The organism is Rhizobium sp. WSM1274, from assembly GCF_025200775.1.
GTDB lineage: Bacteria > Pseudomonadota > Alphaproteobacteria > Rhizobiales > Rhizobiaceae > Rhizobium > Rhizobium leguminosarum_I.
Genome location: NZ_CP104138.1, coordinates 2,023,653 through 2,049,119 on the forward strand (window position 1 = coordinate 2,023,653; position 25,467 = coordinate 2,049,119).

Annotated in this window: 20 protein-coding genes; 11 read left to right on the forward strand and 9 right to left on the reverse strand. The window is 61.7% G+C overall.

Annotated elements, in window-relative coordinates:
* The first annotated feature begins 99 nt into the window (after positions 1-99).
* The 3 genes from glmU to N2600_RS10290 all read left to right on the forward strand — a co-directional run bounded on the left by glmU (position 100) and on the right by N2600_RS10290 (position 4,240).
* Entirely contained in the window at positions 100-1,461 is a 1,362-nt protein-coding gene (glmU, locus tag N2600_RS10280) for a bifunctional UDP-N-acetylglucosamine diphosphorylase/glucosamine-1-phosphate N-acetyltransferase GlmU (RefSeq protein ID WP_222279564.1), read from the forward strand.
* 109 nt (positions 1,462-1,570) lie between these two features.
* Complete coding sequence (gene glmS, locus N2600_RS10285; protein ID WP_260298691.1) at positions 1,571-3,397, forward strand: glutamine--fructose-6-phosphate transaminase (isomerizing); 1,827 nt, start codon at positions 1,571-1,573, stop codon at positions 3,395-3,397.
* A 135-nt stretch (positions 3,398-3,532) separates the two neighbouring features.
* Entirely contained in the window at positions 3,533-4,240 is a 708-nt protein-coding gene (locus tag N2600_RS10290; RefSeq protein ID WP_260110819.1) for a DUF502 domain-containing protein, read from the forward strand.
* Between the two features lie 81 nt (positions 4,241-4,321).
* Here the strand turns inward: N2600_RS10290 and recG are convergent, their stop codons facing one another.
* Complete coding sequence (recG, locus tag N2600_RS10295; RefSeq protein WP_260110820.1) at positions 4,322-6,427, reverse strand: ATP-dependent DNA helicase RecG; 2,106 nt, start codon at positions 6,425-6,427, stop codon at positions 4,322-4,324.
* 92 nt (positions 6,428-6,519) lie between these two features.
* Here recG and N2600_RS10300 point away from each other — a divergent pair, with 92 nt between their 5' ends.
* The 4 genes from N2600_RS10300 (at position 6,520) to N2600_RS10315 (ending at position 11,254) form a co-directional block, all read left to right on the forward strand.
* Positions 6,520-6,825, forward strand: a complete 306-nt coding sequence (locus N2600_RS10300) for an FAD assembly factor SdhE (RefSeq protein WP_012757428.1) — start codon at positions 6,520-6,522, stop codon at positions 6,823-6,825.
* The gene (gene mfd, locus N2600_RS10305; RefSeq protein WP_260298692.1) at positions 6,822-10,322 is read left to right on the forward strand and encodes a transcription-repair coupling factor; all 3,501 of its coding nucleotides are present in this window, start codon (positions 6,822-6,824) and stop codon (positions 10,320-10,322) included. The genes N2600_RS10300 and mfd overlap by 4 nt, the downstream gene beginning before the upstream one ends.
* A 15-nt stretch (positions 10,323-10,337) precedes the next feature.
* On the forward strand, positions 10,338-10,805 hold the full coding sequence (locus tag N2600_RS10310) for an OsmC family protein (protein WP_260110822.1): 468 nt from the start codon (positions 10,338-10,340) through the stop codon (positions 10,803-10,805).
* A 107-nt stretch (positions 10,806-10,912) separates the two neighbouring features.
* Positions 10,913-11,254 carry a DUF6572 domain-containing protein gene (locus N2600_RS10315; RefSeq protein ID WP_260298693.1) on the forward strand — a complete coding sequence of 114 codons (342 nt, stop codon included), beginning with the start codon at positions 10,913-10,915 and terminating at the stop codon, positions 11,252-11,254.
* Between the two features lie 139 nt (positions 11,255-11,393).
* Here N2600_RS10315 and N2600_RS10320 read toward each other — a convergent pair whose 3' ends face one another.
* Both N2600_RS10320 and N2600_RS10325 read right to left on the reverse strand, forming a co-directional pair.
* Positions 11,394-12,065, reverse strand: coding sequence for a DsbA family oxidoreductase (locus N2600_RS10320; protein ID WP_162118611.1), 672 nt, complete (start codon positions 12,063-12,065; stop codon positions 11,394-11,396).
* 60 nt (positions 12,066-12,125) lie between these two features.
* Entirely contained in the window at positions 12,126-13,928 is a 1,803-nt protein-coding gene (locus tag N2600_RS10325) for an extracellular solute-binding protein (RefSeq protein WP_260298694.1), read from the reverse strand.
* A 284-nt stretch (positions 13,929-14,212) separates the two neighbouring features.
* On the opposite strand from N2600_RS10325, the gene N2600_RS10330 reads away from it, so the two are divergent.
* A complete protein-coding gene (locus N2600_RS10330) occupies positions 14,213-14,875 on the forward strand; it encodes an invasion associated locus B family protein (protein ID WP_222383945.1) in 663 nt (220 codons plus the stop codon).
* Positions 14,876-14,987: 112 nt separating this feature from the next.
* On the opposite strand, the gene hspQ is transcribed toward N2600_RS10330, so the two are convergent.
* The 3 genes from hspQ to N2600_RS10345 form a co-directional block, all read right to left on the reverse strand.
* A complete protein-coding gene (gene hspQ, locus N2600_RS10335) occupies positions 14,988-15,317 on the reverse strand; it encodes a heat shock protein HspQ (RefSeq protein ID WP_222383946.1) in 330 nt (109 codons plus the stop codon).
* A 160-nt stretch (positions 15,318-15,477) separates the two neighbouring features.
* Complete coding sequence (gene glnA / locus N2600_RS10340) at positions 15,478-16,887, reverse strand: type I glutamate--ammonia ligase (RefSeq protein WP_017964276.1); 1,410 nt, start codon at positions 16,885-16,887, stop codon at positions 15,478-15,480.
* Between the two features lie 78 nt (positions 16,888-16,965).
* Positions 16,966-17,304 carry a P-II family nitrogen regulator gene (locus N2600_RS10345; RefSeq protein WP_015339877.1) on the reverse strand — a complete coding sequence of 113 codons (339 nt, stop codon included), beginning with the start codon at positions 17,302-17,304 and terminating at the stop codon, positions 16,966-16,968.
* A 343-nt stretch (positions 17,305-17,647) separates the two neighbouring features.
* Here N2600_RS10345 and N2600_RS10350 point away from each other — a divergent pair, with 343 nt between their 5' ends.
* The gene (locus N2600_RS10350) at positions 17,648-19,120 is read left to right on the forward strand and encodes an NAD(P)H-hydrate dehydratase (RefSeq protein WP_222383947.1); all 1,473 of its coding nucleotides are present in this window, start codon (positions 17,648-17,650) and stop codon (positions 19,118-19,120) included.
* A 257-nt stretch (positions 19,121-19,377) separates the two neighbouring features.
* Entirely contained in the window at positions 19,378-20,397 is a 1,020-nt protein-coding gene (locus N2600_RS10355; protein ID WP_260110826.1) for a DUF808 domain-containing protein, read from the forward strand.
* Between the two features lie 30 nt (positions 20,398-20,427).
* On the opposite strand, the gene N2600_RS10360 is transcribed toward N2600_RS10355, so the two are convergent.
* The 3 genes from N2600_RS10360 to uvrA are packed head-to-tail and all read right to left on the reverse strand — an operon-like array spanning position 20,428 to position 24,638.
* Positions 20,428-21,234 (reverse strand): DUF72 domain-containing protein, encoded by an 807-nt coding sequence (locus N2600_RS10360; protein WP_222383949.1) that lies wholly within the window; start codon positions 21,232-21,234, stop codon positions 20,428-20,430.
* A 24-nt stretch (positions 21,235-21,258) separates the two neighbouring features.
* Positions 21,259-21,720 carry a GNAT family N-acetyltransferase gene (locus tag N2600_RS10365; protein WP_260110827.1) on the reverse strand — a complete coding sequence of 154 codons (462 nt, stop codon included), beginning with the start codon at positions 21,718-21,720 and terminating at the stop codon, positions 21,259-21,261.
* A complete protein-coding gene (uvrA, locus tag N2600_RS10370) occupies positions 21,717-24,638 on the reverse strand; it encodes an excinuclease ABC subunit UvrA (RefSeq protein WP_222383951.1) in 2,922 nt (973 codons plus the stop codon). Before uvrA ends, N2600_RS10365 begins: the two co-directional genes overlap by 4 nt.
* A gap of 283 nt (positions 24,639-24,921) precedes the next feature.
* Between uvrA and N2600_RS10375 the strand changes: the two genes are divergently transcribed.
* Complete coding sequence (locus N2600_RS10375) at positions 24,922-25,431, forward strand: single-stranded DNA-binding protein (RefSeq protein WP_222383952.1); 510 nt, start codon at positions 24,922-24,924, stop codon at positions 25,429-25,431.
* Positions 25,432-25,467: the final 36 nt, after the last annotated feature.

The following is a 25,467-nucleotide window of genomic DNA, read 5'->3' on the forward strand; positions in this document are numbered from 1 at the left end:
AATGGCTGCATAATTTATCCTTAAATCGATTCCGATTTAGGGAATTATGCAGTATGAGGCGATAAAGCCGCCTCGTGGCGCGGATTCGCGGAGCAAATCATGGAACGCACTTGTCTTGCCGTCATCCTTGCCGCCGGTGACAGCACGCGGATGAAATCCTCGAAATCGAAGGTGCTGCATCCGGTCGCCGGACGGCCGATGATCGCCCACGTGGTCGAGGCAGTCGCCTCTGCCGGCATCTCGTCCGTTGCCCTTGTCGTCGGCCGTGACGCCGAGGACGTGGCAAAGGCGGCAAGCGTCGCCGGCATCAGCATCGAATCCTACCTGCAGAAGGAACGCCTCGGCACCGGCCACGCGGTGCTGGCGGCGCGCGAAGCGATTGCCAAGGGCTATGACGATATCCTCGTCACCTATGGCGACGTGCCGCTGCAGACCGACGCACCGCTGAAGGCCGCCCGCCAGGCCCTTGCCGATGGCAGCGATGTCGTCGTCATCGGTTTCCACACCGACCGGCCGAGCGGCTACGGCCGCCTGCTCGTCAAGGACGGCGAACTCATTGCCATCCGCGAGGAAAAAGACGCGACCGATGCCGAGCGCACCGTCACATGGTGCAACAGCGGGCTGATGGCGATTAGCGGTAGCAAGGCGCTCGATCTTCTCTCGCGCATCGGCAACGCTAACGCCAAGGGTGAATTCTATCTGACCGACCTCGTCGAGATCGCTCGTTCGCTCGGCGGACGCGTCACCGCGGTCGATGCGCCTGAGATCGAGATGACCGGCTGCAACACCCGGGCCGAACTCGCCGTCATCGAGCGCTTCTGGCAGGAGCGCCGCCGCCACCAGATGATGCTTTCAGGCGTCACCATGATCGCACCGGAAACGGTGTTTCTCTCCTACGATACCGTCATCGGCCAGGACACGCTGATCGAGCCGAATGTCGTCTTCGGTCCGGGTGCTGTGATCGACAGCGGCGCCGTCATTCACGCCTTCTCGCATATCGAAGGCGCCCATGTCAGCCAGGGCGCGACTGTCGGTCCCTTCGCGCGGCTGCGGCCGGGCGCCGATCTCGCCAGCGGCGCCAAAGTCGGCAATTTCTGCGAGGTCAAGAACGGCCGGCTGGGCGAGGGCGCCAAGGTCAACCACCTGACTTATATCGGCGATGCCGTCATCGGCGCCGGCAGCAATATCGGCGCCGGCACGATCACCTGCAATTATGACGGCGTCAACAAGAGCGAGACGGTGATCGGCGAAAACGCCTTCATCGGTTCCAATTCCTCGCTGGTCGCGCCGGTGACGATCGGCGACGGCGCCTATATCGCCTCCGGCAGCGTCATCACCGTCGATGTTCCGGCCGACGCGCTGGCGCTCGGCCGCGCTCGGCAGGAGATCAAGCCCGGCCGTGCGACGCTGCTGCGCGAGCGTGCGCTTGCCACCAAGGCGGCGAAGAAGGCGAAAGCCTGACCGGCCTTGCGTAACCGGCGGAAATTGAAAGTGACCGCCGAGGTGATTGAGAAATAAGCAGGAATCGTTAGGACTGGCCTCGTCATCGAAGCCTTCATGGGGATACTATATGTGCGGCATTGTGGGGATCGTCGGAACTGCGCCTGTTGCCGGGCGCCTGGTCGATGCGCTGAAGCGTCTCGAATATCGTGGTTACGATTCCGCCGGTGTCGCCACCATCCATGACGGCGTGATGGATCGCCGCCGCGCCGAGGGCAAGCTGTTCAATCTGGAAAAGCGCCTCGACAGCGAACCGCTGCCCGGCACCGTCGGCATCGCCCACACGCGCTGGGCGACCCATGGCGTTCCGAACGAGACCAATGCCCATCCGCATTTCGTCGAGGGCGTCGCGGTCGTCCATAACGGCATCATCGAGAACTTCTCCGAGCTTCGCGACGAACTGACGGAAGAGGGCTCGGTCTTCGAAACCCAGACCGATACCGAAGTGGTCGCCCATCTGATGGCGAAATACCTGCGCGAAGGCCTGGAGCCGCGCGCCGCCATGCTGAAGATGCTGAACCGGGTAACCGGCGCCTATGCATTGGCCATCATGCTCAAGGCCGATCCCGGCACGATCATGGCCGCCCGTTCCGGCCCGCCGCTTGCCGTCGGCTATGGCCGCGGCGAGATGTTCCTCGGCTCGGATGCGATCGCGCTCTCGCCCTTCACCAACGAGATCACCTATCTGGTCGACGGCGATTGCGCTGTCCTCACCCGGGATGGTGTCTCGGTGCTCGATTTCGCCGGCAAGCCGGTCAAGCGCGCCCGGCAGACCTCGCAGGCGACCGCCTATGTTGTCGACAAGGGCAACCACCGCCACTTCATGGAAAAGGAAATCTACGAGCAGCCGGAGGTGATCTCTCACGCGCTCAGTCACTATGTCGATTTCGCCGAGAACACCATCGGCGCCAACGCCGCCGCGATCGACTTCAAGGTGGCGACCGGCCTTGCCATCTCTGCCTGCGGTACTGCCTATCTCGCCGGCCTCGTCGGCAAATACTGGTTCGAGCGTTATGCCCGCCTGCCGGTCGAGATCGACGTCGCTTCCGAATTCCGCTACCGCGAAATGCCGCTGTCGCCGTCGCAGGCTGCGCTCTTCATCTCGCAGTCCGGCGAGACCGCCGATACGCTGGCATGCTTGCGCTATTGCCGCGAAAACGGCTTAAAGATCGGCGCCGTCGTCAATGTCCGCGAATCGACGATCGCGCGTGAATCCGACGCCGTCTTCCCGATCATGGCCGGCCCCGAAATCGGCGTCGCCTCCACCAAGGCATTCACCTGCCAGCTTGCCGTGCTGGCAGCGCTGGCGATCGGCGCCGGCAAGGCGCGCGGCACGGTGAGTGCCGATGAGGAGAGGGCGCTGGTGCGCCATCTCGCCGAAATGCCGCGCATCATGAGCCGGGTGCTGAACCTGATCCAGCCGCAGATGGAAAGTCTGTCGCGTGAGCTGTCGAAGTGCAAGGACGTGCTCTATCTCGGCCGCGGCACCAGTTTCCCGCTCGCCATGGAAGGCGCGCTGAAGCTCAAGGAAATTTCCTATATCCACGCAGAGGGTTACGCCGCCGGCGAATTGAAGCACGGACCGATCGCGCTGATCGACGAGAACATGCCCGTCATCGTTATTGCCCCCTACGACCGTTTCTTCGAAAAGACCGTCTCGAATATGCAGGAAGTCGCAGCCCGCGGCGGCCGCATCATCTTCATCACCGACGAGGCCGGTGCGGCTGCCTCGAAACTGCCGACCATGGCGACGATCGCCCTGCCTGTCGTCGACGACATTATCGCGCCGATGATCTTCTCGCTGCCGATCCAGCTGCTCGCTTATCACACCGCCGTCTTCATGGGCACCGACGTCGACCAGCCGCGCAATCTGGCGAAATCGGTGACTGTGGAATAAGCCTGTAACGCCGCGACCGTGCCGCCGAAACATATTGTGCGACGCCCAGAATTCTGGCAGTTTTGGTCTGCGGACAAGGGGGAAGGGCCGGCGTTCCGGCCTGTCCAGGACTGAGATGGAGTTCATCTGGAAACGATGGCCGACAACGCCGCCAGAATGCCGGTCGCGACCCGGCTGAGGAATAATTTTCTCGCAGGTTTGATCATCTGCGCCCCGATCGCGATCACCATCTGGCTGACCTGGACCTTCATCCACTGGTCGGACAGCTGGGTCAGGCCCTATATTCCGGCACGCTGGAATCCGGAAAGCTATCTCAATTTTGCCATTCCCGGTTTCGGCCTGCTGACCGCCGTTATCCTGATCACCGTCGTCGGCTTCCTCGGCAAGAACCTCATCGGCCAGAGCATCGTCGGTTTCGGCGAATCCGTCGTCCAGCGCATGCCGCTGGTACGGACGATCTACAGAAGCGTGAAGCAGATTTTCGAAACCGTGCTGAAGGAGCAGTCGAACTCCTTCAAGAAAGTCGGCCTCATCGAATATCCAAGTCCCGGTCTCTGGGCCCTGGTTTTCGTTGCCACCGACGCCAAAGGCGAAATCGCTTCGAAGTTCAATGCGATGGGCCAGGATATGGTCGCGGTCTTCCTGCCGCCGACGCCGGTGCCGACGGCTGGTTTCCTCGTCTTCGTACCGCGCGAGAAGATCGTCTTGCTCGACATGTCGCCGGAGGATGCCGCCAAGTTCCTGATTTCGGGCGGTCTCGTGGCTCCTGAAATCCCCCAGCCGGAGCCGAAGCAGAAGCACTTGCCGCGGCCGAAGCCGGTGGCAGTTTCCAAGGCCGAATGATGCATGTCGCCCAAAAGTGTTCAGCGGTTTTGGGATAACGACATGCATGGAAGGAAGACTTAAAGCGCGCCGCGGCGCGCTTTATCCCGCTCTAAGAAAACGGATCGCCTCGTCGCGGCGGAAAAGATAGAGCAGCGTGCGGACCGCCGTTCCTCTCTCCGTTGTCAATTCCGGATCCCGCTCAATGAGGTAAGCCGCATCCTTGCGGGCGATCTCGAGCAGGTCGGCATGCGCCTCGAGGCTGGCGATGCGGAAACCCGGCGTGCCGGATTGCCGTGTGCCGAGCAATTCGCCTTCACCGCGCAGCTTCAGGTCCTCCTCGGCGATGCGGAAGCCATCCTCCGTCTCCCGCATAATCGAAAGCCTGGCATGGCCGGTCTCGCCGAGTGGTCCCTTGTAGAGCAGGATGCAGGTTGAGGCCTCGTCGCCGCGCCCGACGCGGCCGCGCAGCTGATGCAATTGCGCCAGGCCGAAGCGTTCGGCATGTTCGATCACCATGATCGTCGCATCCGGCACGTCGACACCGACCTCGACGACGGTGGTGGCGACGAGCAGCCGGGTCTCGCCGTTCTTGAACGCCATCATCGCCGCGTCCTTCTCCGGTCCGCTCATGCGGCCGTGGATGAGGCCGACATCAGGGCCAAGCGCTGAGACCAGCGTCGCATGCCGCTCCTCGGCCGACATCAGGTCGAGCTCTTCGGATTCTTCGACCAGCGGGCAGATCCAGTAGGCCTTCTTGCCCTCGGCAATCGCGCTTTGCAGCCGCCCGACGATTTCGCCGGTCCGCTCCATCGGCACGGTGATCGTCTGGATCGGCTTGCGACCGGCCGGTTTTTCGGTGAGCTTGGAGACGTCCATGTCGCCGAAGGCGGCGAGCACCAGCGTGCGCGGGATCGGCGTCGCCGTCATGACAAGCATGTGCGGCGAGAGGCCCTTGGCGGTCAGCCGCAGGCGCTGATGCACGCCGAAACGGTGCTGCTCGTCGACGACGGCAAGCATCAGATTGGCGTAGGCGACGCTGTCCTGGAACAGCGCATGCGTGCCGATGATGATCTGGGCAGCACCCGAGCCGATGCGCTCCAGGATTTCCTCCCTTTCGCGTCCCTTGGTGCGCCCGGTCAGCACCTCGACGCCGAGCCCGGCGCCTGCGGTGAATTTCGAGATCGTCGCGTGATGTTGCCGCGCCAGGATTTCGGTCGGCGCCATCAGCACGGCCTGGCCGCCGCTCTCGATCACCGCTGCCATCGCCATCAGCGCCACCAGCGTCTTGCCGGAACCGACATCGCCCTGCAGCAGCCGCAGCATGCGCTCGTTGCCGGCCATATCCTTCAAAACCTCGGCGATTGCCTCGTTTTGGCTTGATGTGAGCGAGAAGGGCAAGCTCTTCAGGATCTTGCTGCTGATGGCGCCGGTGGCATGCACCGGCTGGCCCGCCACCTTGCGCAGCCTCTGCCGCACCAGGCTCAGCGATAGCTGGCCGGCGAGGAATTCGTCATAGGCAAGCCGCCGCCGGGCAGGGGCCTGCGGGTCGATATCGGTTGGATCGCGCGGCTCGTGCAGCATGTGGAAGCTGTCGCGGATCGACGGCAGGCCCTGTTTCTCTGTCAACGGCAGGTCGATCCATTCCGGCAGCTCGGGAAAACGCGGCAGGCCGGCGTCGATGATCTTGCGCAGCGTCTTCGGTGAAAGTCCTGCCGTCAGCGGATAGATCGGCTCGACCAGCGGCAGGCTCTCCGTCTCGTCGGCCCTGACTATATAGTCGGGATGCACCATCGAGGCGCGGCCGTTGAACCAGTCGATCTTGCCGCTGACGGTCACCTCCGCGTCAACGGGCAGCTGCTTTTCCAGCCACGCCGCCTGTCCGCGGAAAAACACCAGCGTCAGCTCGCCGGTCTCATCATGCAGGAAGACGCGGTAAGGGATATTGCTTTTGCCGCGCGGCGGCACTTGGTGCCGGTCGACGCGCGCCGTGATCGTTACGATCGCACCCTGTGGCGCGCGGGCGATGCCCGGCTGGTTGCGCCGGTCGATCAGCGAGAAGGGCGCGTGGAAAAGCAGATCGATGACCCGGCAATCCTCCAGCGTCTCGCGCCCGAGCAGCTTGACCAGCAGGTCGGCGATCTTCGGTCCGACGCCCGGAAGGCCCGAAATAGGGGAGAACAGCGGATCGAGAATGGCGGGGCGCATGCGGCCAAAATGCGATGAACAATGCGGCCTTGGCAAGGCTGACAAGCCGCTTTCCAGGGTCTATAGAGGCGCATCAACAGGAAGGTAATGCCATGACAGGTGTCACGCTCACCAGTGCCGGTCTCGACCCGCGCCGCCGCCGGATCCTTTTCCGCTGCTGGCATCGCGGCATCCGCGAGATGGATCTGGTCTTCGGCCAATTCGCCGAAGCCGAGGTCGCCAGACTGTCGGAAGCCGAGCTCGACGAGTTCGAGACGATCATGGCGGAAGAGGACAATGATCTCGTCCGCTGGATCATGGGAACATGGCCGGTGCCTGAGCGTTTCCAGACCCCGATGTTTGCCCGCATCGCCGCCTACAAGCCCGATTTTGACAAGCCCCTCAGGACGCCGGAATGATCCCTGGTTTCGATGCGAAGAAGCTTGCGGCCATTGCCGAGCCGCTGACGATCGGCAATGTGCCGGCAGGCCTTGAAACGCTGCTGCTCGCCGAGCTCGCGCGAACGGGAGAGCCGGTCGCCTATGTCATGTCCGACGGCCACCGCATGGCCGATCTCGAACAGATGCTGGGCTTCGTCGCCCCCGACATTCCGGTTCTCACCTTGCCGGCCTGGGACTGTCTGCCATATGACCGCGTCTCGCCGAGCGCCGATACCTCGGCTCGCCGGCTGGCCGCACTCGGCGGCCTCATCGCCCATCGCAAGAAGCCGCATGCGGCAATCGTGCTCGTCACCGCCAATGCCATGCTGCAGAAGGTGGCGCCGCAGGATGTCATCGAAAGCCTGAGTTTTTCGGCCCGACCCGGTAACCAGCTGCGCATGGACGATCTCGCCGGCCGCCTGGAGCGCAACGGCTTCGAGCGGGTCGCCACCGTTCGCGAAGTCGGCGAATATGCCGTGCGCGGCGGCATTCTCGACGTCTTCGTGCCGGGTTCCGAAGAGCCGGTCCGCCTCGATTTCTTCGGCGACACGCTGGAAAGCATCCGCAGCTTCGATCCGGCCAGCCAGCGCACGATCGGGCAGGTGCGCTCCCTCGATCTCAACCCGATGAGCGAGGTGACGCTGACCCCGGATACGATCAGCCGTTTTCGCAAGAATTACCTCTCTGCTTTCGGTGCGACCACGCGTGACGACGCGCTGTATCTCGCCGTCTCCGAAGGCCGCCGTTACCCCGGCATGGAGCACTGGCTGCCGCTTTTCTACGAGAAGCTCGATACCGTCTTTGATTATTTGAGCGGCTTCCGGTTCGTCATCGATCATACGGTCCGCGAAGCAGCCGAAGAGCGCTCCAAGCTCGTTTTTGACTATTACGACGCCCGCCTGAATTCCGGCCAGCCGGTCAAGGGGATGACGCAGGGCACGCCTTACAAGCCGGTGACGCCGGGCCAGCTCTATCTCGACAGCAAGCTTTTCGTCAAAACCCTCGATGCGCTCGGCGCGATCCGCATCAGCCCCTTTAACGAGCACGAGGGCGAGGCGCGGCGGGTCGTCAACATCGACGCCCGCCAGGGCCAGCGCTGGGCTCGTTCGAATGCCGAAGGCGGCGGCGATGCCGAACGCATCAATATCTTCGACGTCGTCGTCAAGCATATTGCCGATCGCCGCGCCGCCGGCGCGAAAGTGCTCGTCACCGCCTGGACCGAAGGCTCGCTGGAACGCCTGCTGCAGGTGCTGAACGAACATGGCCTGGAAAAGGTCAAGTCGATCGAGGCGCTGAAGGATGTCGGCTCGCTGGCGAGAGGTGAGGCGGCTGCTGCCGTGCTCAGCCTCGAAGCCGGCTTCGAGGCCGGCGACCTCGTCGTCATCGGCGAGCAGGATATATTAGGCGACCGCATGGTGCGCCGCTCCAAGCGCCGCAAGCGCGCCGCCGATTTCATCTCGGAAGTCGCGGGCCTCGACGAAGGCTCGATCGTCGTCCATGCCGAACATGGTATCGGCCGCTTCATCGGGCTCAGGACCATCGAGGCCGCAGGCGCGCCGCATGCCTGCCTCGAGCTGCAGTATGCCGACGAGGCCAAGCTCTTCCTGCCGGTCGAAAACATCGATCTTCTCTCCCGTTACGGCGGCGAGGGCACCGAAGCCCAGCTCGACAAGCTCGGCGGCGGCGCCTGGCAGATGCGCAAGGCCAAGCTCAAGAAGCGCCTGCTCGATATGGCCGATGCGCTGATCCGCATCGCCGCCGAGCGCCTGACGCGCCATGCGCCGATGCTGACGACGCCGGAAGGCCTTTACGACGAATTCGCCGCCCGCTTCCCCTATGACGAGACCGAGGACCAGGAAAACGCCATCGAGGCGGTGCGCTCCGATCTCGGCGCCGGCCGGCCGATGGATCGCCTCGTCTGCGGCGACGTCGGCTTCGGCAAGACCGAAGTGGCGTTGCGCGCCGCCTTCGTCGCAGCGATGAACGGCGCCCAGGTCGCCATCGTCGTGCCGACGACGCTGCTGTCCCGCCAGCATTTCAAAACCTTTTCCGATCGTTTCCGCGGTCTGCCGGTGCGCATCCAGCAGGCCTCGCGCCTCGTCGGCGCCAAGGAGCTGGCGCTGACCAAGAAGGAGGTGGCGGAAGGCAAGACCGATATCGTCGTCGGCACCCATGCGCTGCTCGGCGCCGGCATTAAATTCGCCAATCTCGGCCTGCTCGTCATCGACGAGGAGCAGCATTTCGGCGTCAAGCACAAGGAGCGGCTGAAGGAGCTGAAGAGCGACGTGCACGTGCTGACGCTGTCGGCAACGCCGATCCCGCGCACGCTGCAGCTTGCCATGACCGGCGTGCGCGAACTGTCGCTGATCACCACGCCGCCGGTCGACCGCATGGCGGTGCGCACCTTCATCTCGCCCTTCGACAGCCTGGTCATCCGCGAGACGCTGATGCGCGAGCATTATCGCGGCGGCCAGAGCTTCTATGTTTGCCCCAGGCTTGCCGACCTCGAGGATGTGCATGCCTTCCTGCAGTCGGATGTGCCGGAGCTGAAGGTCGCCGTCGCCCATGGCCAGATGCCGGCCGGCGAACTCGAAGACATCATGAACGCCTTCTATGAAGGCCGCTACGACGTGCTGTTGTCCACAACCATCGTCGAATCCGGCCTCGACGTGCCTACAGCCAACACGTTGATCGTCCACCGCGCCGACATGTTCGGCCTTGCCCAGCTCTATCAGCTGCGCGGCCGCGTCGGCCGCTCGAAGGTGCGCGCTTTCGCGCTCTTCACCCTGCCGGTCAACAAGGTGCTGACGGCCACCGCCGAACGCCGGTTGAAGGTGCTGCAGTCGCTGGATACGCTCGGTGCCGGCTTCCAGTTGGCAAGCCACGACCTCGATATCCGCGGCGCCGGCAACCTGCTCGGCGAGGAGCAGTCCGGCCACATCAAGGAGGTCGGTTTCGAGCTTTACCAGCAGATGCTGGAAGAGGCGGTCGCCGAGGTCAAGGGTGTCGACGAGATCCACGACACCGGCTGGTCGCCGCAGATCTCCGTCGGCACGACGGTAATGATCCCGGAAGGATACGTTCCCGATCTGCACCTGCGCATGGCGCTCTACCGCCGCCTCGGCGAAATCACCGAGCTCAAGGAGATCGACGGCTTCGGCGCCGAGATGATCGACCGCTTCGGCCCGATGCCGATCGAAGTCCAGCATCTGCTGAAGATCGTCTACATCAAGTCGCTCTGCCGCACCGCCAATGTCGAAAAACTCGATGCCGGCCCGAAGGGTGTCGTCGTGCAGTTCCGCAACAAGGAATTCCCCAATCCGGCCAACCTGGTCGGTTATATCGGCAAACAGGGCACGATGGCGAAGATCCGTCCCGACCACAGCCTGTTCCTGACCCGAGACCTGCCGACGCCGGAAAAACGCCTGCAGGGGGCAGCGGTCATCATGACGCAACTGGCTGAATTCGCGAAGTAAACGGAGGAAGTTGGAATGGCGAAATACGGCGCAACGATCGCCTGGCAGCGCAACGGCGAGACCTTCACCGACAACCGCTACAGCCGCGCCCACCGCTGGACGTTCGACGGCGGCATCGAGGTGAAGGCATCTTCCTCCGCGCATGTCGTTCCGTTGCCCTATTCGGCCGAAGATGCCGTCGATCCGGAGGAAGCTTTCGTCGCCTCGCTCTCCAGCTGCCACATGCTCTGGTTCCTGTCGATCGCCGCCAAACAGCGCTTTTGCGTCGACAGCTATACTGATGCCGCCGAAGGTGTGATGGAGAAAAATGCCGAGGGTCGCCTTGCCATGACCGTCGTGACCCTCCGTCCGCATGTCGTCTTCAACGGTGAAAAGCAGCCCTCGCTGAGCGAGCTCGAAGCCCTGCACCATCGCGCCCATGACGAATGTTTCATCGCCAATTCGGTAAAGACCGAGGTGCGCTGCGTTCCGATTCTGGGCTGAGCTGGCCGTTGCCAAGTCGGAATTCCCGCAGCTTCGCTTTAGGACCATCTTCACCTTTCACCGACGCCGCGATCGACATAATCGGGCCGTAAGGAAGCTAACTTGCGATGGCTTTGGATGAAACGAATATCATTGATGCCATCGGAGTCGATAATGCGACAGGCGAGCTAGTGCTGACCATCACGGATCACCTTGCATGGACAGGAAGTGATAGTGAGCACCTTCGGTTACTCCAGGAAAAACTGAATACCTATTTGGGCTTTGTTGAGAGCGGTGAGATTTTGAGAACATATCCCGACGTCAAAGGCAGGGCTGTGTTAATAGACATTGTGTGCAAGTATCCACCGAGCCAGCAGGCCCGAGGCTTTTATGACCAAGTTGCACAAATCGTCGAAGGTGCCGGAATAAAAACTCCAGCATCGATTGTTTCGCGCAGGTTAGTTTTTTAGCGACGAATACCTCAGCTCAAAAACAGCATTGTCGAACATCGCATCCGTCAGGAACCGTTTCAGCTTCATCCTCTAGCGTCTTCATCGCCAATCCTGTGAAGGCCGAGGTGCGCTACGTCCGGTTCTGCGCTCGGCGACGTCAGTTGAGCCCCGACCGCGCCTCGGCCTTCGCCTTGGCTATATCGCGCAGCGCGTTCGCCAGCACGTCGGGCGTCTGTGCGCCGCTGACGGCATATTGCTGGTCGAAGATGAAGAACGGCACGCCGTTGACGCCCATCTCCTGGGCCGCCTTGATCTCGGCGACGATCAGATCGCGGTCGGCATCGGAGGCAAGCAGCGAGGCGATGACTGAGCGGTCGAGGCCTGATTTTTCGGCGATATCGAGCAGCACCGCATGGTCGCCGACATTGCGGCCTTCCTCGAAATTCGCCTTGAACAGCGCGTCAACGACCTTGTCCTGCTTCTCGCGGCCTTCGATCATCGCCCAGTGGATCAGTCGATGCGCATCGAGCGTGTTCGGGCCGATCTTGATCGCCTCGAAATTAAAGGCAATGCCGACCTCGCGGCCATAATCGCTGAGCATCTTGTGCGCTTGCGCCACGCGCTCCTCGCCGCCGAGCTTCTCGGCCAGCGCCTTCTTCTGGTCGACGCCTTCCTTGGGATAGTCGGGATTGAGCCGGTACGGCCGCCAGTTGATGTCGACGCCGATTTGGTCCTGCACCTCGGCGATGGCGAGTTCCAGCCGCGCCTTGCCGAGATAGCACCAGGGGCAGACGACATCCGAGACGACGTCGATGGTGATACGCTCCATGATGATTTTCCTTCTATGGGTCTCCAAGGGAGACATGTAAGCCGGGCGGTTCGGCTGTTCTTATTGGGCGCTCGTATCCCACCAGAGCGGCAGCTGGTAGCCATAGAGTGGCACCGTGTCGGGATGGCCGATGCGTTTGCTGCGCGCCACCCATTGCTGATCCATATGATAGAGCGGCAGCACGTAATGGCTGGACAGCAGCAGCCGGTCATAGGAGCGCACCGCTGCGGTGAAATCCTCGGCCGAGCGCGCCCGGAGCAGGTGATCGATCAGCGTATCGAGATCGGGGTCGGCAGCGCCGGCGAAGCTGTCGCTGCCCTCGCGGGTCTTCGCGGCCGAAGACCAACGGCCGAGCTGTTCGTTTCCTGGCGATAGCGACGACGTGTAGGACTTCATGATCATGTCGTAGTCGAAGCTGTTCGTCCGGCTCTGATACTGCGAATCATCGACCGTGCGAATCGAAGCGGCGATGCCGATCGTCTGCAGCGAACGCTGGTAGGCGACGGCGAGCTTCTCCTGGTCGGCATTCTGCGTCATGATCTCGAAGGCGAGCTGGCGGCCGGAGGCATCGAGCATCTTGCCGCCCTGAATCGTATAGCCGCCCTGTTTCAGCAGCTCGACGCCCTGTTTCAGCACATTGCGGTCGCGGCCGGAGCCGTCGGTGACTGGCAGCTTGTAGGTGCCGTCGAGAATCTCCGGGGCAATTTTGTCCTTGATCGGCCCGAGCAGGGCAAGCTCGGCCGCATTGGCGGGGACGCCAAAACTCGACAGCTCGGAATTCTGCCAGAAACTCTGCGTGCGCTTGTAGGCGCCGGAATAGAGGTTCTTGTTCGCCCATTCGAAATCGAACACCAGCGACAGGCCTTCGCGCACCTTGAGATCGGCAAAGATCGGCCGGCGCGTATTGAACACGAAGCCGAGCATGCCGCTCGGCAATTTCGGCGTGAACACGTCCTTGACCACGGCCCCCGAGGTGGCGGCGGGGAAATTATAGGCATTGGCCCAATGGCCGGGATTGCCATCCGGATAGATGTCGACATCGCCCTTCTTGAAGGCCTCGAACAGCGTCGTATCCTGCAGGAAATACTGGACGGTGATCTGGTCGTAATTGTCGGTGCCGACCTTGGCGGGAATGTCCTTGCCCCAGTAGTTGGGGTCGCGCTCATAGGTGATGCTCTCGCCGGGCTTCACCGTCTTCACCTTGTAGGGACCGGACCCGACCGGCGGCGTCAGCGATGAACGGTCGAAGGTTGCCGGATCGATCGCATGTTTCGGCAGCACCGGAAACAGACCGAAAATCAACGGCGTCTCGCGGTCGGCCTTGTCGTTGAAGGTGAAGCGCACGCTGTGCTCGCCGACCTTCTCCATCTTGGCGACGACGTTGAGGCGGTTGGCGAAGGGCACGCGGCCCTTGTCGCGCATCAGCTCGAAGGTGAACATCACGTCTTCCGGCGTCACCGGCTGGCCATCGGCCCATCTCGCCTTCGGATTGAGGTTGAACTGAATGAAGCTCCGATCGTCGTCCCATTCGACCGACTCGGCAAGCAGGCCGTAGAGGGTGAAAGGCTCGTCCCTGGAGCGCTGCATCAGCGATTCGTAGACGAGATTGCCATAGTCCGGATCCCACATGCCGCGCGCCGTCGTGCGCATGCTCTTCAGGATGAACGGGTTGAGGCTGTCGAAGGTGCCGACCACGCCATAGGTGATCTTGCCACCTTTTTTCACGTCGGGATTGACGTAAGGGAAGTGCTTGTAATCAGCCGGCAGGGCAGGCTCGCCGTGCATCGCGATGCCGTGCAGCGGCTCGGCGGCGACCGTGCCGCACAGCAGCGAGAGGACGAGGGGGACGACGATACGGAGCATTCGGCAATCCTTGATCCGTGAAAACGGGGCATGATTCACGCCAAGATTATCATGGGGTCGACCGATTCCAACACGGAGCGGCGATTTCTTTGGCATCGCGACGAAATGCGCGTCAAATTGCCAAAGAAGTGCTGGATATCTTGCACGCTGCGATGTAACAGGTGAACCCGAAGTTTAGGGGTCATGCATTTGCCTTATTTTTTTAAGAGGTGGAGTGCCGAACGACCCGATGGTTGGGGCGGCAAGACGTTGCCCCGAACGGATATCAGGAGACGGAATTCGTTATGATGTTCAAGTCTGAAAAGAAAATGCGGGCAGCACTGTCCGTTCTGGCAGTGGTGTTCGGCGCTTCGGCTCCGGTCTCCTCCTTCGCGCAGAATGCGGCGGCACAGGCTCCGGCCGATGCCCCGGCACAGGCCGCAGGAGCGCCGAAGCTCGGCTGGTACAAGACCTGCAGCAAGCAGGAAGACAACGACATCTGTGTTGTCCAGAACCTGATCCTCGCCAATGGCGGCCAGCTCGTCACGGCCGTCGGCCTGATCTCGGTTTCCGGCAAGATTAACCGCAAGCTCCTGCAGGTCTCGGTTCCCACGGCACGCCTCGTCCCTCCCGGCGTCCTCATGCAGATCGACGGCGGCAAAGGCCAGAAGCTCGACTACGCCGTCTGCCTGCCGGACAAGTGCACCGCTGAAATCCCGCTGACCGACGCGATGATCGCCAGCCTCAAGAAGGGCAGCGACGTGATCTTCACCTCGATCAACTTCCGCCGCGCCCCGAACCCGATCAAGATTTCGCTTGAAGGCTTCACCGGCGCTTATGACGGCGAACCGGTTTCCGAATCCAAGCTCGTTGAAAGCCAGCGCAGCCTCCAGGAAGGCATGCAGAAGAAGGCCGAAGAAGCCCGCAAGAAGCTGGAAGACGCCCAGAAGGCAGCCAAGGCGCAGTAATTCTGTCACCTCCTTTGAAACAGAAACCCGGCTTCACGCCGGGTTTTGTCGCGTAAAGAAAAGGCCTCGCCGGGAGAAGCGAGGCCTTGATTCAACGATCGGCACCAGTGAGTTAGTGGGCGAAGCTCATCTTGGGTTTGAACTGCCCTGACGGGGCCTGATCGAAAATCTGGTAGATCTGCGGGTTGCGAAGCGGCGTGCCGCTTTCGTCGTTCATCAGGTTTTGCTCGGAGACATAAGCGACATATTCGCTTTCGTCATTCTCGGCGAGCAGGTGATAGAAGGGCTGGTCCCTGCTCGGGCGCACCTCGGCGGGAATGGAATTCCACCATTCCTCCGTATTCGCGAACTCCGGATCAACGTCGAAGATGACGCCGCGAAACGGAAAAACCTTGTGCCGAACCACTTCGCCGATACTGAACTTTGCTGTTCTTTCTTTCATGGTACGACTTCCTTTCATCACCGAATTTGGTGATTGGTGTCGCGCAAATCAAGATTTTTGCGCGAGTTCGTCACATGAACGTCACATCCTCACCATTTGCCGTTCATGACCAGGGAGGCGAAAGCCCCGGCAAGCCGGGACTTTCCATGTTCTGAGCCGATCAGGCCGAATAGTACATGTCGTATTCGACCGGATGCGGCGTCATTTCGAAACGCATCACCTCAGCCATCTTCAGCTCGATGAAGGCATCGATCTGATCGTCGTCGAAGACGCCGCCGGCCGTCAGGAACTTGCGGTCCTTGTCGAGGCTTTCAAGCGCTTCGCGCAGGCTGCCGCAGACGGTCGGGATCTTCTTCAGTTCCTTCGGCGGCAGGTCGTAAAGATCCTTGTCCATGGCCTTGCCGGGATGGATCTTGTTCTTGATGCCGTCGAGGCCGGCCATCAGCATGGCGGCGAAGGCGAGATAGGGGTTGGCGGTCGGATCCGGGAAGCGGACTTCGACGCGTTTGGCCTTCGGGTTGGATCCGAACGGAATGCGGCAGGAAGCCGAGCGGTTACGCGCCGAATAGGCGAGCAGCACAGGGGCTTCGTAACCCGGGACGAGACGCTTGTAGGAGTTCGTCGACGGATTGGTGAAAGCGTTGATCGCCTTGGCATGCTTGATGATGCCGCCGATATAAAACAGGCAGCTCTCGGAAAGGCCGGCATATTCGTCGCCGGCAAAGGTCGGCTTGCCGCCCTTCCAGATCGATTGGTGCACGTGCATGCCCGAGCCGTTGTCGCCGAAGATCGGCTTCGGCATGAAGGTCGCCGTCTTGCCGTAGGCGTTGGCCACTTGGTGAACGACATATTTGTAGATCTGCATCTTGTCGGCGTTGCGCACCAGCGTATCGAACTTGATACCGAGTTCGTGCTGGGCGGCCGCGACTTCATGGTGATGCTTTTCGACGACGACGCCCATCTCGGAGAGCACAGTCAGCATTTCCGAACGCATGTCCTGGGCGCTGTCGACGGGGGGGACCGGGAAATAACCGCCCTTGATGCGCGGGCGATGGCCGAGGTTGCCGGTCTCGTAATCGGTGTCGTCGTTCGACGGCAGTTCGGTCGAATCGAGCTTGAAGCCGGTATTGTAAGGATCGGCCTTGTACTTGACGTCGTCGAAGACGAAGAATTCGGCTTCCGGCCCGACAAAAACCGTATCGCCGATGCCGGATGCCTTGAGGTAGGCTTCGGCCTTCTTGGCGGTGCCGCGCGGATCGCGGTTATAGGCCTCGCCGGAGACCGGATCGAGGATGTCGCAGACGATGACCATGGTCGACTGGGCGAAGAAAGGGTCCATATGCACCGTTTCGGTGTCGGGCATCAGCACCATGTCGGACTCGTTGATGGCCTTCCAGCCGCCGATCGAGGAGCCGTCGAACATCACGCCGTCAGCGAACATGTCTTCATCGACGCAGACGACGTCCATCGTCACATGCTGCAGCTTGCCCTTCGGGTCGGTGAAACGCAGATCGACGAACTTAACGTCGTTCTCCTTGATCTGCTTCAGAATTTCGCTTGCGGTCGCCATTAAGTAGTTTCCTCCGATTTGCTATGACGGTGTGGCTCGGCGATGACGGTAACGGACTTTGCGCGATTGGCAAAGTGGTCAGATGGCATCAATGCCGGTCTCGCCGGTGCGGATGCGGATAACCTCTTCGACGTTGGAAACGAAGATCTTTCCGTCGCCGATGCGGCCGGTCTGCGCCGCCTTGCGGATCGCTTCGATGACGGCTTCCGCGTTCTCGTCGGCCAGTACAACCTCGACTTTTACCTTCGGCAGGAAATCGACGACGTACTCGGCTCCGCGGTAGAGTTCCGTGTGGCCCTTCTGACGGCCGAAACCCTTGGCTTCCGTGACCGTGATACCCTGCAGGCCGACTTCCTGAAGGGCTTCCTTCACTTCGTCCAGCTTGAAAGGCTTAATGATCGCTTCGATCTTTTTCATGAGAAAATGTCTCTCCGCTTCTCCTGTTATGGCAGGAATTTTCCCGCTCGCCGAATATGATGCAGATATCGTGCCAGTTTGAAATCCATCTTATCGAAAAAAGACGTCGATTCTGTCAAAACCGGCACGTTTGCGGGGAATTCTATGTGGTTTTGGTGGCAGAACGGATGAAAAAACATTGTCTCCGATCAAAATCACACCCGAAACGGAAAAAGTCAGGTATTTTCGCAACTGCGAATACACCTCTCGCGATGATGAAAAGATAGGCAAATGCTTAAATGTCGTTCTTCTCTTTGGTATTTCAGGCGGTTGTTTTTTAGGCGTTTTTTGATTGAATAGGGTGATGATCAAAAACCTGTCCGACCTTCTTCTCACGCCGGCCGAAATGGCCGCCGTCGATACGGCCGCAGCCGCGTCCGGCATCGATTCCTTCGCCCTGATGGAAAGGGCAGGCGCCGCGGTTGCCGCCGCGGCTCTGCGCCTCCATCCCGGAGCGCTGCGCTTCGTCGCGCTTTGCGGGCCCGGCAACAATGGCGGCGACGCCTATGTCGCAGCACGTCATCTGCAGCAGAGCGGGGCGAGGGTGGCGCTCTTCCACCTCGGCGATCCCGTGAGGCTGAAGGGCGATGCCGCCCGCGCCCGCAGGAGCTGCGCATTGGAGGGACAAGGACTCGACCTCTATCGGCCCGAAACCGGCGACGTCGTCATCGATGGCCTGTTCGGGGCGGGGCTTGGTCGCGCGGTGTCGGCCGATGTGCGCGCGCTGATCGGCCGCGTCACGCAGGCCGCTATTCCCGTGCTCGCCATCGATCTGCCCTCCGGCCTCGATGGCCGCACCGGCAAGGTGCTGGGTGCCGCCTTCCGGGCCTGCAACACCATCACCTTCATGACCCGCAAGCCCGGCCATCTGCTGATGCCAGGCAGGGAGCTTTGCGGTGAATTGGAGGTCTTCGACATCGGTATCCCCGCTCGTATCGTCAGGGCTGAAGCGGGGGGTGCCATCGCCGAGAACACGCCGGATGCCTGGAAGCGCGTGTTGCCGGTCGAGCAGTTGGAAACCCACAAATACAAGCGCGGTCATCTGGTCGTCTTCTCAGGCGAGGCCGACAAGACGGGTGCCGCGCGCATGTCGGCGATCTCGGGTCTGAAGGCCGGCGCCGGCCTGGTGACGATCGCCGCCCCCCGCGCGGCGATGACCGCCAATGCGGCGCATCTCACCGCCGTCATGCTGCATGCCATCGACGACGAGGCCGACCTTGGCGACTGGCTCTCCGACAAGCGGCTGCAGACCTTCGTCCTCGGCCCCGGTTTCGGCATCGGCGCCAGGGCGCGCGGCTTCGTCTCGGCCCTTGCCGATCGCCATCTGGTGCTTGATGCCGACGGCATCTCTTCGTTCAAGGACGATCCGCAACAGCTGTTTGATCTTTTCGAGGGTGAGCCGCGGCTGGTGCTGACGCCGCACGAAGGCGAATTCGCGCGGCTCTTTCCCGATATCGGCGGCGACGAAGCGCTCGGCAAGGTGGCCAAGGCCTTGGCCGCCGCCCGCCGCGCCAATGCCGCGATTATCTACAAAGGCGCCGATACCGTCATCGCCGCGCCAGACGGCCGTGCGCTCATCAATACCAACGCTCCCGTCTGGCTTGCCACCGCCGGTTCCGGCGACGTACTTGCCGGCATCATCGGCGGATTGCTCGCCCAGGGCCTGCCGGCCTTCGAGGCCGCGGCTGCGGGCGTCTGGCTGCATGGAGAGGCAGGTCAACGCGCCGGCAAAGGGCTGACGGCAGAGGAGCTTGCTGCCGAAGTATTGCCGTTTTAAAACGTCGCTGCGCGTCCTTTCGGAGGGCGGATGCCGCCATCCGGCGGCGGATCTGCCCGCTGCTGGTCTTCTGCACCTTGAACGCAGAATCTGGACCGTCATCCGACATGTCTGACTGTGGCACAGTCTGAATGCCGGCTGAATGACGGCCATTGTCGTCGCGACCCTTGCGTGGCATCTTCCGGCCGGAGGATTCCGCGTCTCGTTGACGGGCTTTCCGTTTTTTTGCGTAAGTCTGTCTTTCGACGGAGGCTCGAATGAGTATTGGCCTGATCGCCCTACTTGATGATATCGCGGCATTGGCCAAGGTGGCTGCGGCGTCGCTCGACGATATTGCCGGCCAGGCTGCCAAGGCGGGCGCGAAAGCGGCCGGCGTCGTCATTGATGATGCGGCCGTCACACCCCGCTACGTCACCGGATTTTCGGCAGCACGCGAATTGCCGATCATCGGCAAGATCACGCTCGGCTCGCTGAAGAACAAGCTTCTGATCCTGCTTCCGGCAGCACTGATCCTGAGCCTTGTCGCACCGCAGTCGATCACGCCGCTGCTGATGATTGGCGGGCTTTATCTCTGCTACGAGGGTGTGGAAAAAGTCTACGAACTGGTGCTGCCGCATGCAGCCCATGCCCATGAATCGGCACTCGAGACGACAAGCCTCGATGCCAAATCGCTAGAAGACGAGAAGGTTGCTGGCGCAATCAAGACGGATTTCATCCTGTCGGCCGAAATCATGGCGATTACGCTCGCCGCGGTGCCCTCAGGCAGCATGTTCACGCAAGCCGTCATCCTTGCCGTTGTTGGACTGGGTATCACGATCATGGTCTATGGCGGCGTGGCGCTTATCGTGAAAGCCGATGATCTGGGTCTGATGCTGGCGCGTGTGCGGACGGCATCTCCGATGGGCGCCGCCTTGCGTTCGATCGGGGAGGGGCTTGTCACAGGCATGCCTTATTTTCTGAAAGTGCTCGGCATCGTCGGAACGGCCGCCATGATCTGGGTCGGCGGCGGCATCATCGTTCATGGCCTCGAAGCCTATGGCATCAGCGGCCTTGCGCATCTGATCCACGAGGCCGGCGAGGCGACTGCGCATGCGGTTCCCGTTCTGGCATCGGTGCTGCGCTGGGTCGTCGAGGCCGCAGGCGCGGGTATCGTCGGTAGCGTCGCCGGCTTGATCGCGATTCCGGTCACAGGCTACGCCGTCTCGCCGATATGGCGGTACCTCAAATCGCTCCTGCCGCGCCGACGGAAAGAGGCGCTGGCGAACGGGAAGAAATGAAGCTTGCGGCTATCGGCGGGCAAGCCTCGCCTATTTCGCCAGCGCCTGCTGCAGGGCGATTGCTCCATGCGGTGCATTGACCTTGCCCTCATGGATCATGAAGGCGAAGACGTCGCGCGGCTCGACCTTCACCTTGCGATCTCCATCGATCAGCGGCAGGTCGTCAGGAACCTTGCCCTCGGCCCAGGTCTCCAGCCGGTCTGCCCAGGCCTTCAGGTCCTTTTCCGGATAGCAGGTCGGGATATCGTCCGATCCCTTCTGCAGCCGCGCATAGACGAAATCGGCCGTGACGTCGGCGATCATCGGATATTCGAAATGTTCGGCGCAAACAGGCGCCACGCCGTATTTCGCCAGCAGCGCGACGAACTCCGGCACCTTGAAGGAATCGTGCCGCACCTCGACCACGTGGCGGAGCGTCAACCCGTCCTGCTTTGCAGGCAGCAGCTTCAGGAAGGCTTCGAAATCTTGCGGATCGAACCTCTTGGTCGGCGCGAACTGCCAGAGCAGCGGCCCGAGATGATCGCCGAGTTCGCTAATGCCCGATGACAGAAACCGCTCCATCGATTCACCGGCTTCGGCAAGCACCCGCCGGTTGGTGACGAAACGTGTCGCCTTCAGCGAAAAGATGAAACCGTCCGGCACGTCAGCCGCCCATTTGGCAAAGACCGCGGGCTTCTGCGTGCTGTAATAGGTGCCGTTGACCTCGATAACCTTCAGCTGGCGGCTGGCATAATTCAGCTCGTCCTTCTGCTTCAGGCTCTCGGGAAAGAAATGCCCGCGCCAGGGCTCGAAGGTCCAGCCGCCGATGCCGGTGCGGATAGTGCCGGATTTCGTCATGTCGTCCTCCCCATTCGCAGCCGCTCAGGCCGCATTGATCTCTTTCGTCATGTAGACGAGCGTCCATCCTGGCCGATAAGGGTTCGGTCGGCGACCCGTTTCCTGAAATCCGAAGGCGCTGTAGAGCGCGATATTCGGCTCCATCCGCGCATTCGTGTAGAGCCGGATCTCCGGCACGGCCAATTCCCGCGCCTTGCCCTCCAGCCAGCGCAGCATCGCCAGCCCATGTCCGGCACCCTGAAAGGCCGGCGAAACGGCGATGATGAACAGCATGAGGTGATCGGAATGCCGTTCGACGACCGCCAGACCGGCCGTTTGCCCGCCGATCTCGCGCAGCCAGACCTCGCCGCGTTCGATCCGCGGCGCGTAATCCTCCGTCACCGGGATCGGCGGAGCGCCGAAGAGTTCGGTATAGGGCCGATAGGCGGCTGTTGTCAGCGTCGCGATCGTTTCCAGATCATCGGGCGACGCTGGCCTCATCGTCATTCCGCCGCAACCGCCTTCTTCACCGGGCGCCGTTCCAGCAATTCCTTCAGGAACTGTCCGGTATAGGACCGCTTTTCCCTGACGATTGCTTCCGGCGTGCCGGTCGCGACGATCTCGCCGCCGCCATCGCCGCCTTCGGGGCCGAAATCGAGCACCCAGTCGGCCGTCTTGATGACTTCGAGATTGTGTTCGATCACCACCACCGAATTGCCCTGGTTGACCAGTTCGTGCAGCATTTCGAGCAGCTTGGCGACGTCGTGGAAATGCAGGCCGGTTGTCGGTTCGTCGAGAATGTAGAGCGTGCGTCCCGTCGAGCGTTTCGACAGTTCCTTGGCAAGCTTGACGCGCTGCGCCTCGCCGCCCGAAAGCGTATTCGCCTGCTGGCCGACCTTGATATAACCGAGGCCGACATCCTTCAATGATTGCAGCTTGTCGCGCACGGCAGGCACCGCCGTGAAGAAATCGACGCCTTCCTCCACCGTCATGTCGAGCACGTCGGCGATAGACCTCTGTTTGAAGGTGACGTCGAGTGTCTCGCGATTGTAGCGCTTGCCGTGGCAGACGTCGCAGGTGACGTAGACATCGGGCAGGAAGTGCATCTCGATCTTGATGACGCCGTCTCCCTGGCAGGCCTCGCAGCGTCCGCCCTTGACGTTGAAGGAGAAGCGGCCCGGCTGGTAGCCGCGGGCCTTTGCCTCCGGCAGACCGGCGAACCAATCTCGGATCGGCGTGAAGGCGCCGGTATAGGTCGCCGGGTTCGAGCGCGGGGTGCGGCCGATCGGCGATTGGTCGATATCGATCACCTTGTCGATATGCTCGAAGCCGTCGATGCGGTCGTGATCGGCTGGGTTTTCACGCGCGCCCATGACGCGCCTTGCCGCCGATTTATAGAGCGTTTCGACCAGGAAGGTGGATTTGCCGCCGCCGGAAACGCCGGTTACCGCCGTAAACACCCCGAGCGGGATCGACGCCGTGACGTTCTTGAGATTGTTGCCACGCGCCCCGACTACCTTGATCTCGCGGCCCTTCTTCGGCTTGCGGCGCTCATTGGGAACCGGAACGCCGAGCTCGCCCGACAGATATTTGCCGGTCAGCGAGTTTGGATTGTCCATGATATCCTGCGGCGTGCCGTGGGCGATCACCTGGCCGCCGTGAATGCCGGCTGCCGGGCCGATATCGACCACGTCGTCGGCCGATAGGATCGCATCCTCGTCATGTTCGACGACGATGACGGTGTTGCCGATGTCGCGCAAGTGCTTCAGCGTGTCGAGCAGCCGGGCGTTGTCGCGCTGATGCAGGCCGATCGACGGCTCGTCGAGCACGTAAAGCACGCCTGTCAGCCCCGAGCCGATCTGCGAGGCAAGCCGGATGCGCTGGCTTTCGCCGCCCGACAGCGTGCCGGAATTGCGCGACAGGCTGAGATATTCCAGGCCGACGTCATTGAGGAAGCGCAGCCGGTCGCGGATTTCCTTGAGGATGCGCACGGCGATCTCGTTCTGCTTGGCGTTGAAGCTTGCCGGCAGCGTCTCGAACCAGTCACGGGCGACGCGGATCGACATCGCGGTCACTTCGCCGATATGCAGCGTGTCGATCTTCACCGCCAACGCCTCCGGCTTCAGGCGGAATCCGTTGCAGGAAGGGCAGGGGGCAGCCGACATGAAGCGTTCGATATCCTCGCGCGCCCAAGCGGAATCGGTCTCCTTCCAGCGGCGCTCGAGGTTGGTGATGATGCCTTCGAAATTCTTCTGCGTCGTATAGGAGCGGGCGCCATCGGCATAATGGAATTCGATCTTGTCGTTGGTGCCGTTGAGGATGACGTCCTTGGCCTCGTCGGAGAGATCGTTCCAGCGGGTGCCGAGCTTGAAGCCGTAATGTTTGCCGAGCGCTTCCAGCGTCTGGTTGTAATAGGGCGAGGTCGACTTGGCCCAGGGCGCGATCGCCCCGTCGCGCAGCGTCCGTTCGGGCTCGGGCACGATCAGATCCGCATCGATCTTCTGTTGGGCGCCGAGGCCGTCGCAGGTCGGGCAGGCGCCGAACGGGTTGTTGAAGGAGAAGAGCCTGGGTTCGATCTCGGGAATGGTAAAGCCCGAGACTGGGCAGGCGAATTTCTCCGAAAACAGCACGCGTTCATGCGTCTCGTTCAGCGACTTGTTGGCCGAACCGCCGGCCGACGTCTCTTCCGGCGGCAGCGGCTTGTCGGCGAATTCGGCAACCGCCAGCCCGTCGGCGAGCTTCAGGCAGGTCTCCAGACTATCCGCCAGGCGTGCCGAGACATCCGAACGCACGACGATGCGGTCGACCACCACGTCGATGTCGTGCTTGTATTTCTTGTCGAGCACCGGCGCCTCGGCGATCTCGTAGAACTGGCCGTCGACCTTGACGCGCTGGAAGCCCTTCTTCATCAGCTCCGCCAGTTCCTTCTTGTATTCGCCCTTGCGCCCGCGCACGAGCGGCGCAAGGATATAAAGCCGGGTGCCCTCGCCGAAATCGAGGATACGGTCGACCATCTGGCTGACGGTCTGGCTCTCGATCGGCAGGCCGGTTGCCGGCGAATAGGGAACGCCGACGCGGGCAAAGAGCAGGCGCATATAGTCGTAGATCTCGGTGACGGTGCCGACCGTCGAGCGCGGGTTACGCGAGGTGGTCTTCTGCTCGATCGAGATCGCCGGCGACAGCCCGTCGATCTGGTCGACATCGGGCTTCTGCATCATCTCGAGGAACTGCCGGGCATAGGCCGACAGGCTCTCGACATAGCGCCGTTGGCCCTCGGCATAGATCGTGTCGAAAGCAAGCGAGGATTTGCCGGAACCCGAAAGCCCGGTCATGACGATCAGCTTGTTACGCGGCAGATCGAGATCGATGCTCTTGAGATTATGCTCGCGCGCGCCGCGGATGGAGATCGTCTTCAGTTCGCTCATCGTCTCTGCTTTGGTTTTCTGGATAACAGCCCTTATTTAGTGATGCCGACGGGCGAGTCGAGGCTGAATATCCGCAAGGGCTCAAGGTTTTCGATTCTGTTGACAGGATCATACGGATAACCTAGAACAAATAAAGAACAAAAATCCTGATGGATGCATGCGGCGTTCTGATGGATAAACATGTGGATTAAATGCCGCCCATGCGCATCGGCGGTCCGTGATGGTTTAAGGTGCGCCGATCGATTAAACGCCGCCGGGCAGGGCGGCAGGCAGGGTGAGAAGCATGGCTGGTAGTGTGAATAAGGTAATTCTGATTGGAAACGTCGGCGCGGACCCGGAAATCCGCCGCACTCAGGATGGCCGGCCGATCGCCAATATCCGTCTTGCAACCTCGGAGACCTGGCGCGACCGCAATTCCGGCGAGCGCCGCGAAAAGACCGAATGGCACGCGATCGTCGTCTTCAACGAAGGCCTCTGCAAGGTCGTCGAGCAATATGTGAAGAAGGGCGCCAAGCTCTATATCGAAGGCCAGCTGCAGACCCGCAAATGGCAGGACCAGCAGGGCCAGGACCGTTACAGCACGGAAGTGGTGCTGCAGGGTTTCGGTTCGACGCTGACGATGCTCGACGGCCGCGGCGAAGGCGGCGGTGCGAGCGGCGGCCGTGGCAGCGCCGGTGGCGGCAACGATTATGGCGACGACTACGGCGCCCCGGCTCCCTCCTCATCACCCAGCCGCGGCGGTGGCGGCGGCGGCAACTTCTCGCGGGATCTCGACGACGACATCCCGTTCTGATCGTTAGGCTTTCGCAGTTTTGTGAAAGACTGGAGA

What these genes read in the sequence shown, in the direction of transcription:
- glmU (WP_222279564.1), top strand. Translation starts at nt 100, where the DNA reads ATGGAACGCACTTGTCTTGCCGTCATCCTTGCCGCCGGTGACAGCACG.
- glmS (WP_260298691.1), top strand. Translation starts at nt 1,571, where the DNA reads ATGTGCGGCATTGTGGGGATCGTCGGAACTGCGCCTGTTGCCGGGCGC.
- N2600_RS10320 (WP_162118611.1), bottom strand. Translation starts at nt 12,065, where the DNA reads ATGGAGCGTATCACCATCGACGTCGTCTCGGATGTCGTCTGCCCCTGG.
- N2600_RS10375 (WP_222383952.1), top strand. Translation starts at nt 24,922, where the DNA reads ATGGCTGGTAGTGTGAATAAGGTAATTCTGATTGGAAACGTCGGCGCG.
- N2600_RS10290 (WP_260110819.1), top strand. Translation starts at nt 3,533, where the DNA reads ATGGCCGACAACGCCGCCAGAATGCCGGTCGCGACCCGGCTGAGGAAT.
- mfd (WP_260298692.1), top strand. Translation starts at nt 6,822, where the DNA reads ATGATCCCTGGTTTCGATGCGAAGAAGCTTGCGGCCATTGCCGAGCCG.
- N2600_RS10365 (WP_260110827.1), bottom strand. Translation starts at nt 21,720, where the DNA reads ATGACGATGAGGCCAGCGTCGCCCGATGATCTGGAAACGATCGCGACG.
- recG (WP_260110820.1), bottom strand. Translation starts at nt 6,427, where the DNA reads ATGCGCCCCGCCATTCTCGATCCGCTGTTCTCCCCTATTTCGGGCCTT.
- N2600_RS10300 (WP_012757428.1), top strand. Translation starts at nt 6,520, where the DNA reads ATGACAGGTGTCACGCTCACCAGTGCCGGTCTCGACCCGCGCCGCCGC.
- N2600_RS10325 (WP_260298694.1), bottom strand. Translation starts at nt 13,928, where the DNA reads ATGCTCCGTATCGTCGTCCCCCTCGTCCTCTCGCTGCTGTGCGGCACG.
- glnA (WP_017964276.1), bottom strand. Translation starts at nt 16,887, where the DNA reads ATGGCGACCGCAAGCGAAATTCTGAAGCAGATCAAGGAGAACGACGTT.
- N2600_RS10315 (WP_260298693.1), top strand. Translation starts at nt 10,913, where the DNA reads ATGGCTTTGGATGAAACGAATATCATTGATGCCATCGGAGTCGATAAT.
- N2600_RS10345 (WP_015339877.1), bottom strand. Translation starts at nt 17,304, where the DNA reads ATGAAAAAGATCGAAGCGATCATTAAGCCTTTCAAGCTGGACGAAGTG.
- N2600_RS10330 (WP_222383945.1), top strand. Translation starts at nt 14,213, where the DNA reads ATGATGTTCAAGTCTGAAAAGAAAATGCGGGCAGCACTGTCCGTTCTG.
- hspQ (WP_222383946.1), bottom strand. Translation starts at nt 15,317, where the DNA reads ATGAAAGAAAGAACAGCAAAGTTCAGTATCGGCGAAGTGGTTCGGCAC.
- N2600_RS10310 (WP_260110822.1), top strand. Translation starts at nt 10,338, where the DNA reads ATGGCGAAATACGGCGCAACGATCGCCTGGCAGCGCAACGGCGAGACC.
- uvrA (WP_222383951.1), bottom strand. Translation starts at nt 24,638, where the DNA reads ATGAGCGAACTGAAGACGATCTCCATCCGCGGCGCGCGCGAGCATAAT.
- N2600_RS10360 (WP_222383949.1), bottom strand. Translation starts at nt 21,234, where the DNA reads ATGACGAAATCCGGCACTATCCGCACCGGCATCGGCGGCTGGACCTTC.
- N2600_RS10355 (WP_260110826.1), top strand. Translation starts at nt 19,378, where the DNA reads ATGAGTATTGGCCTGATCGCCCTACTTGATGATATCGCGGCATTGGCC.
- N2600_RS10350 (WP_222383947.1), top strand. Translation starts at nt 17,648, where the DNA reads ATGATCAAAAACCTGTCCGACCTTCTTCTCACGCCGGCCGAAATGGCC.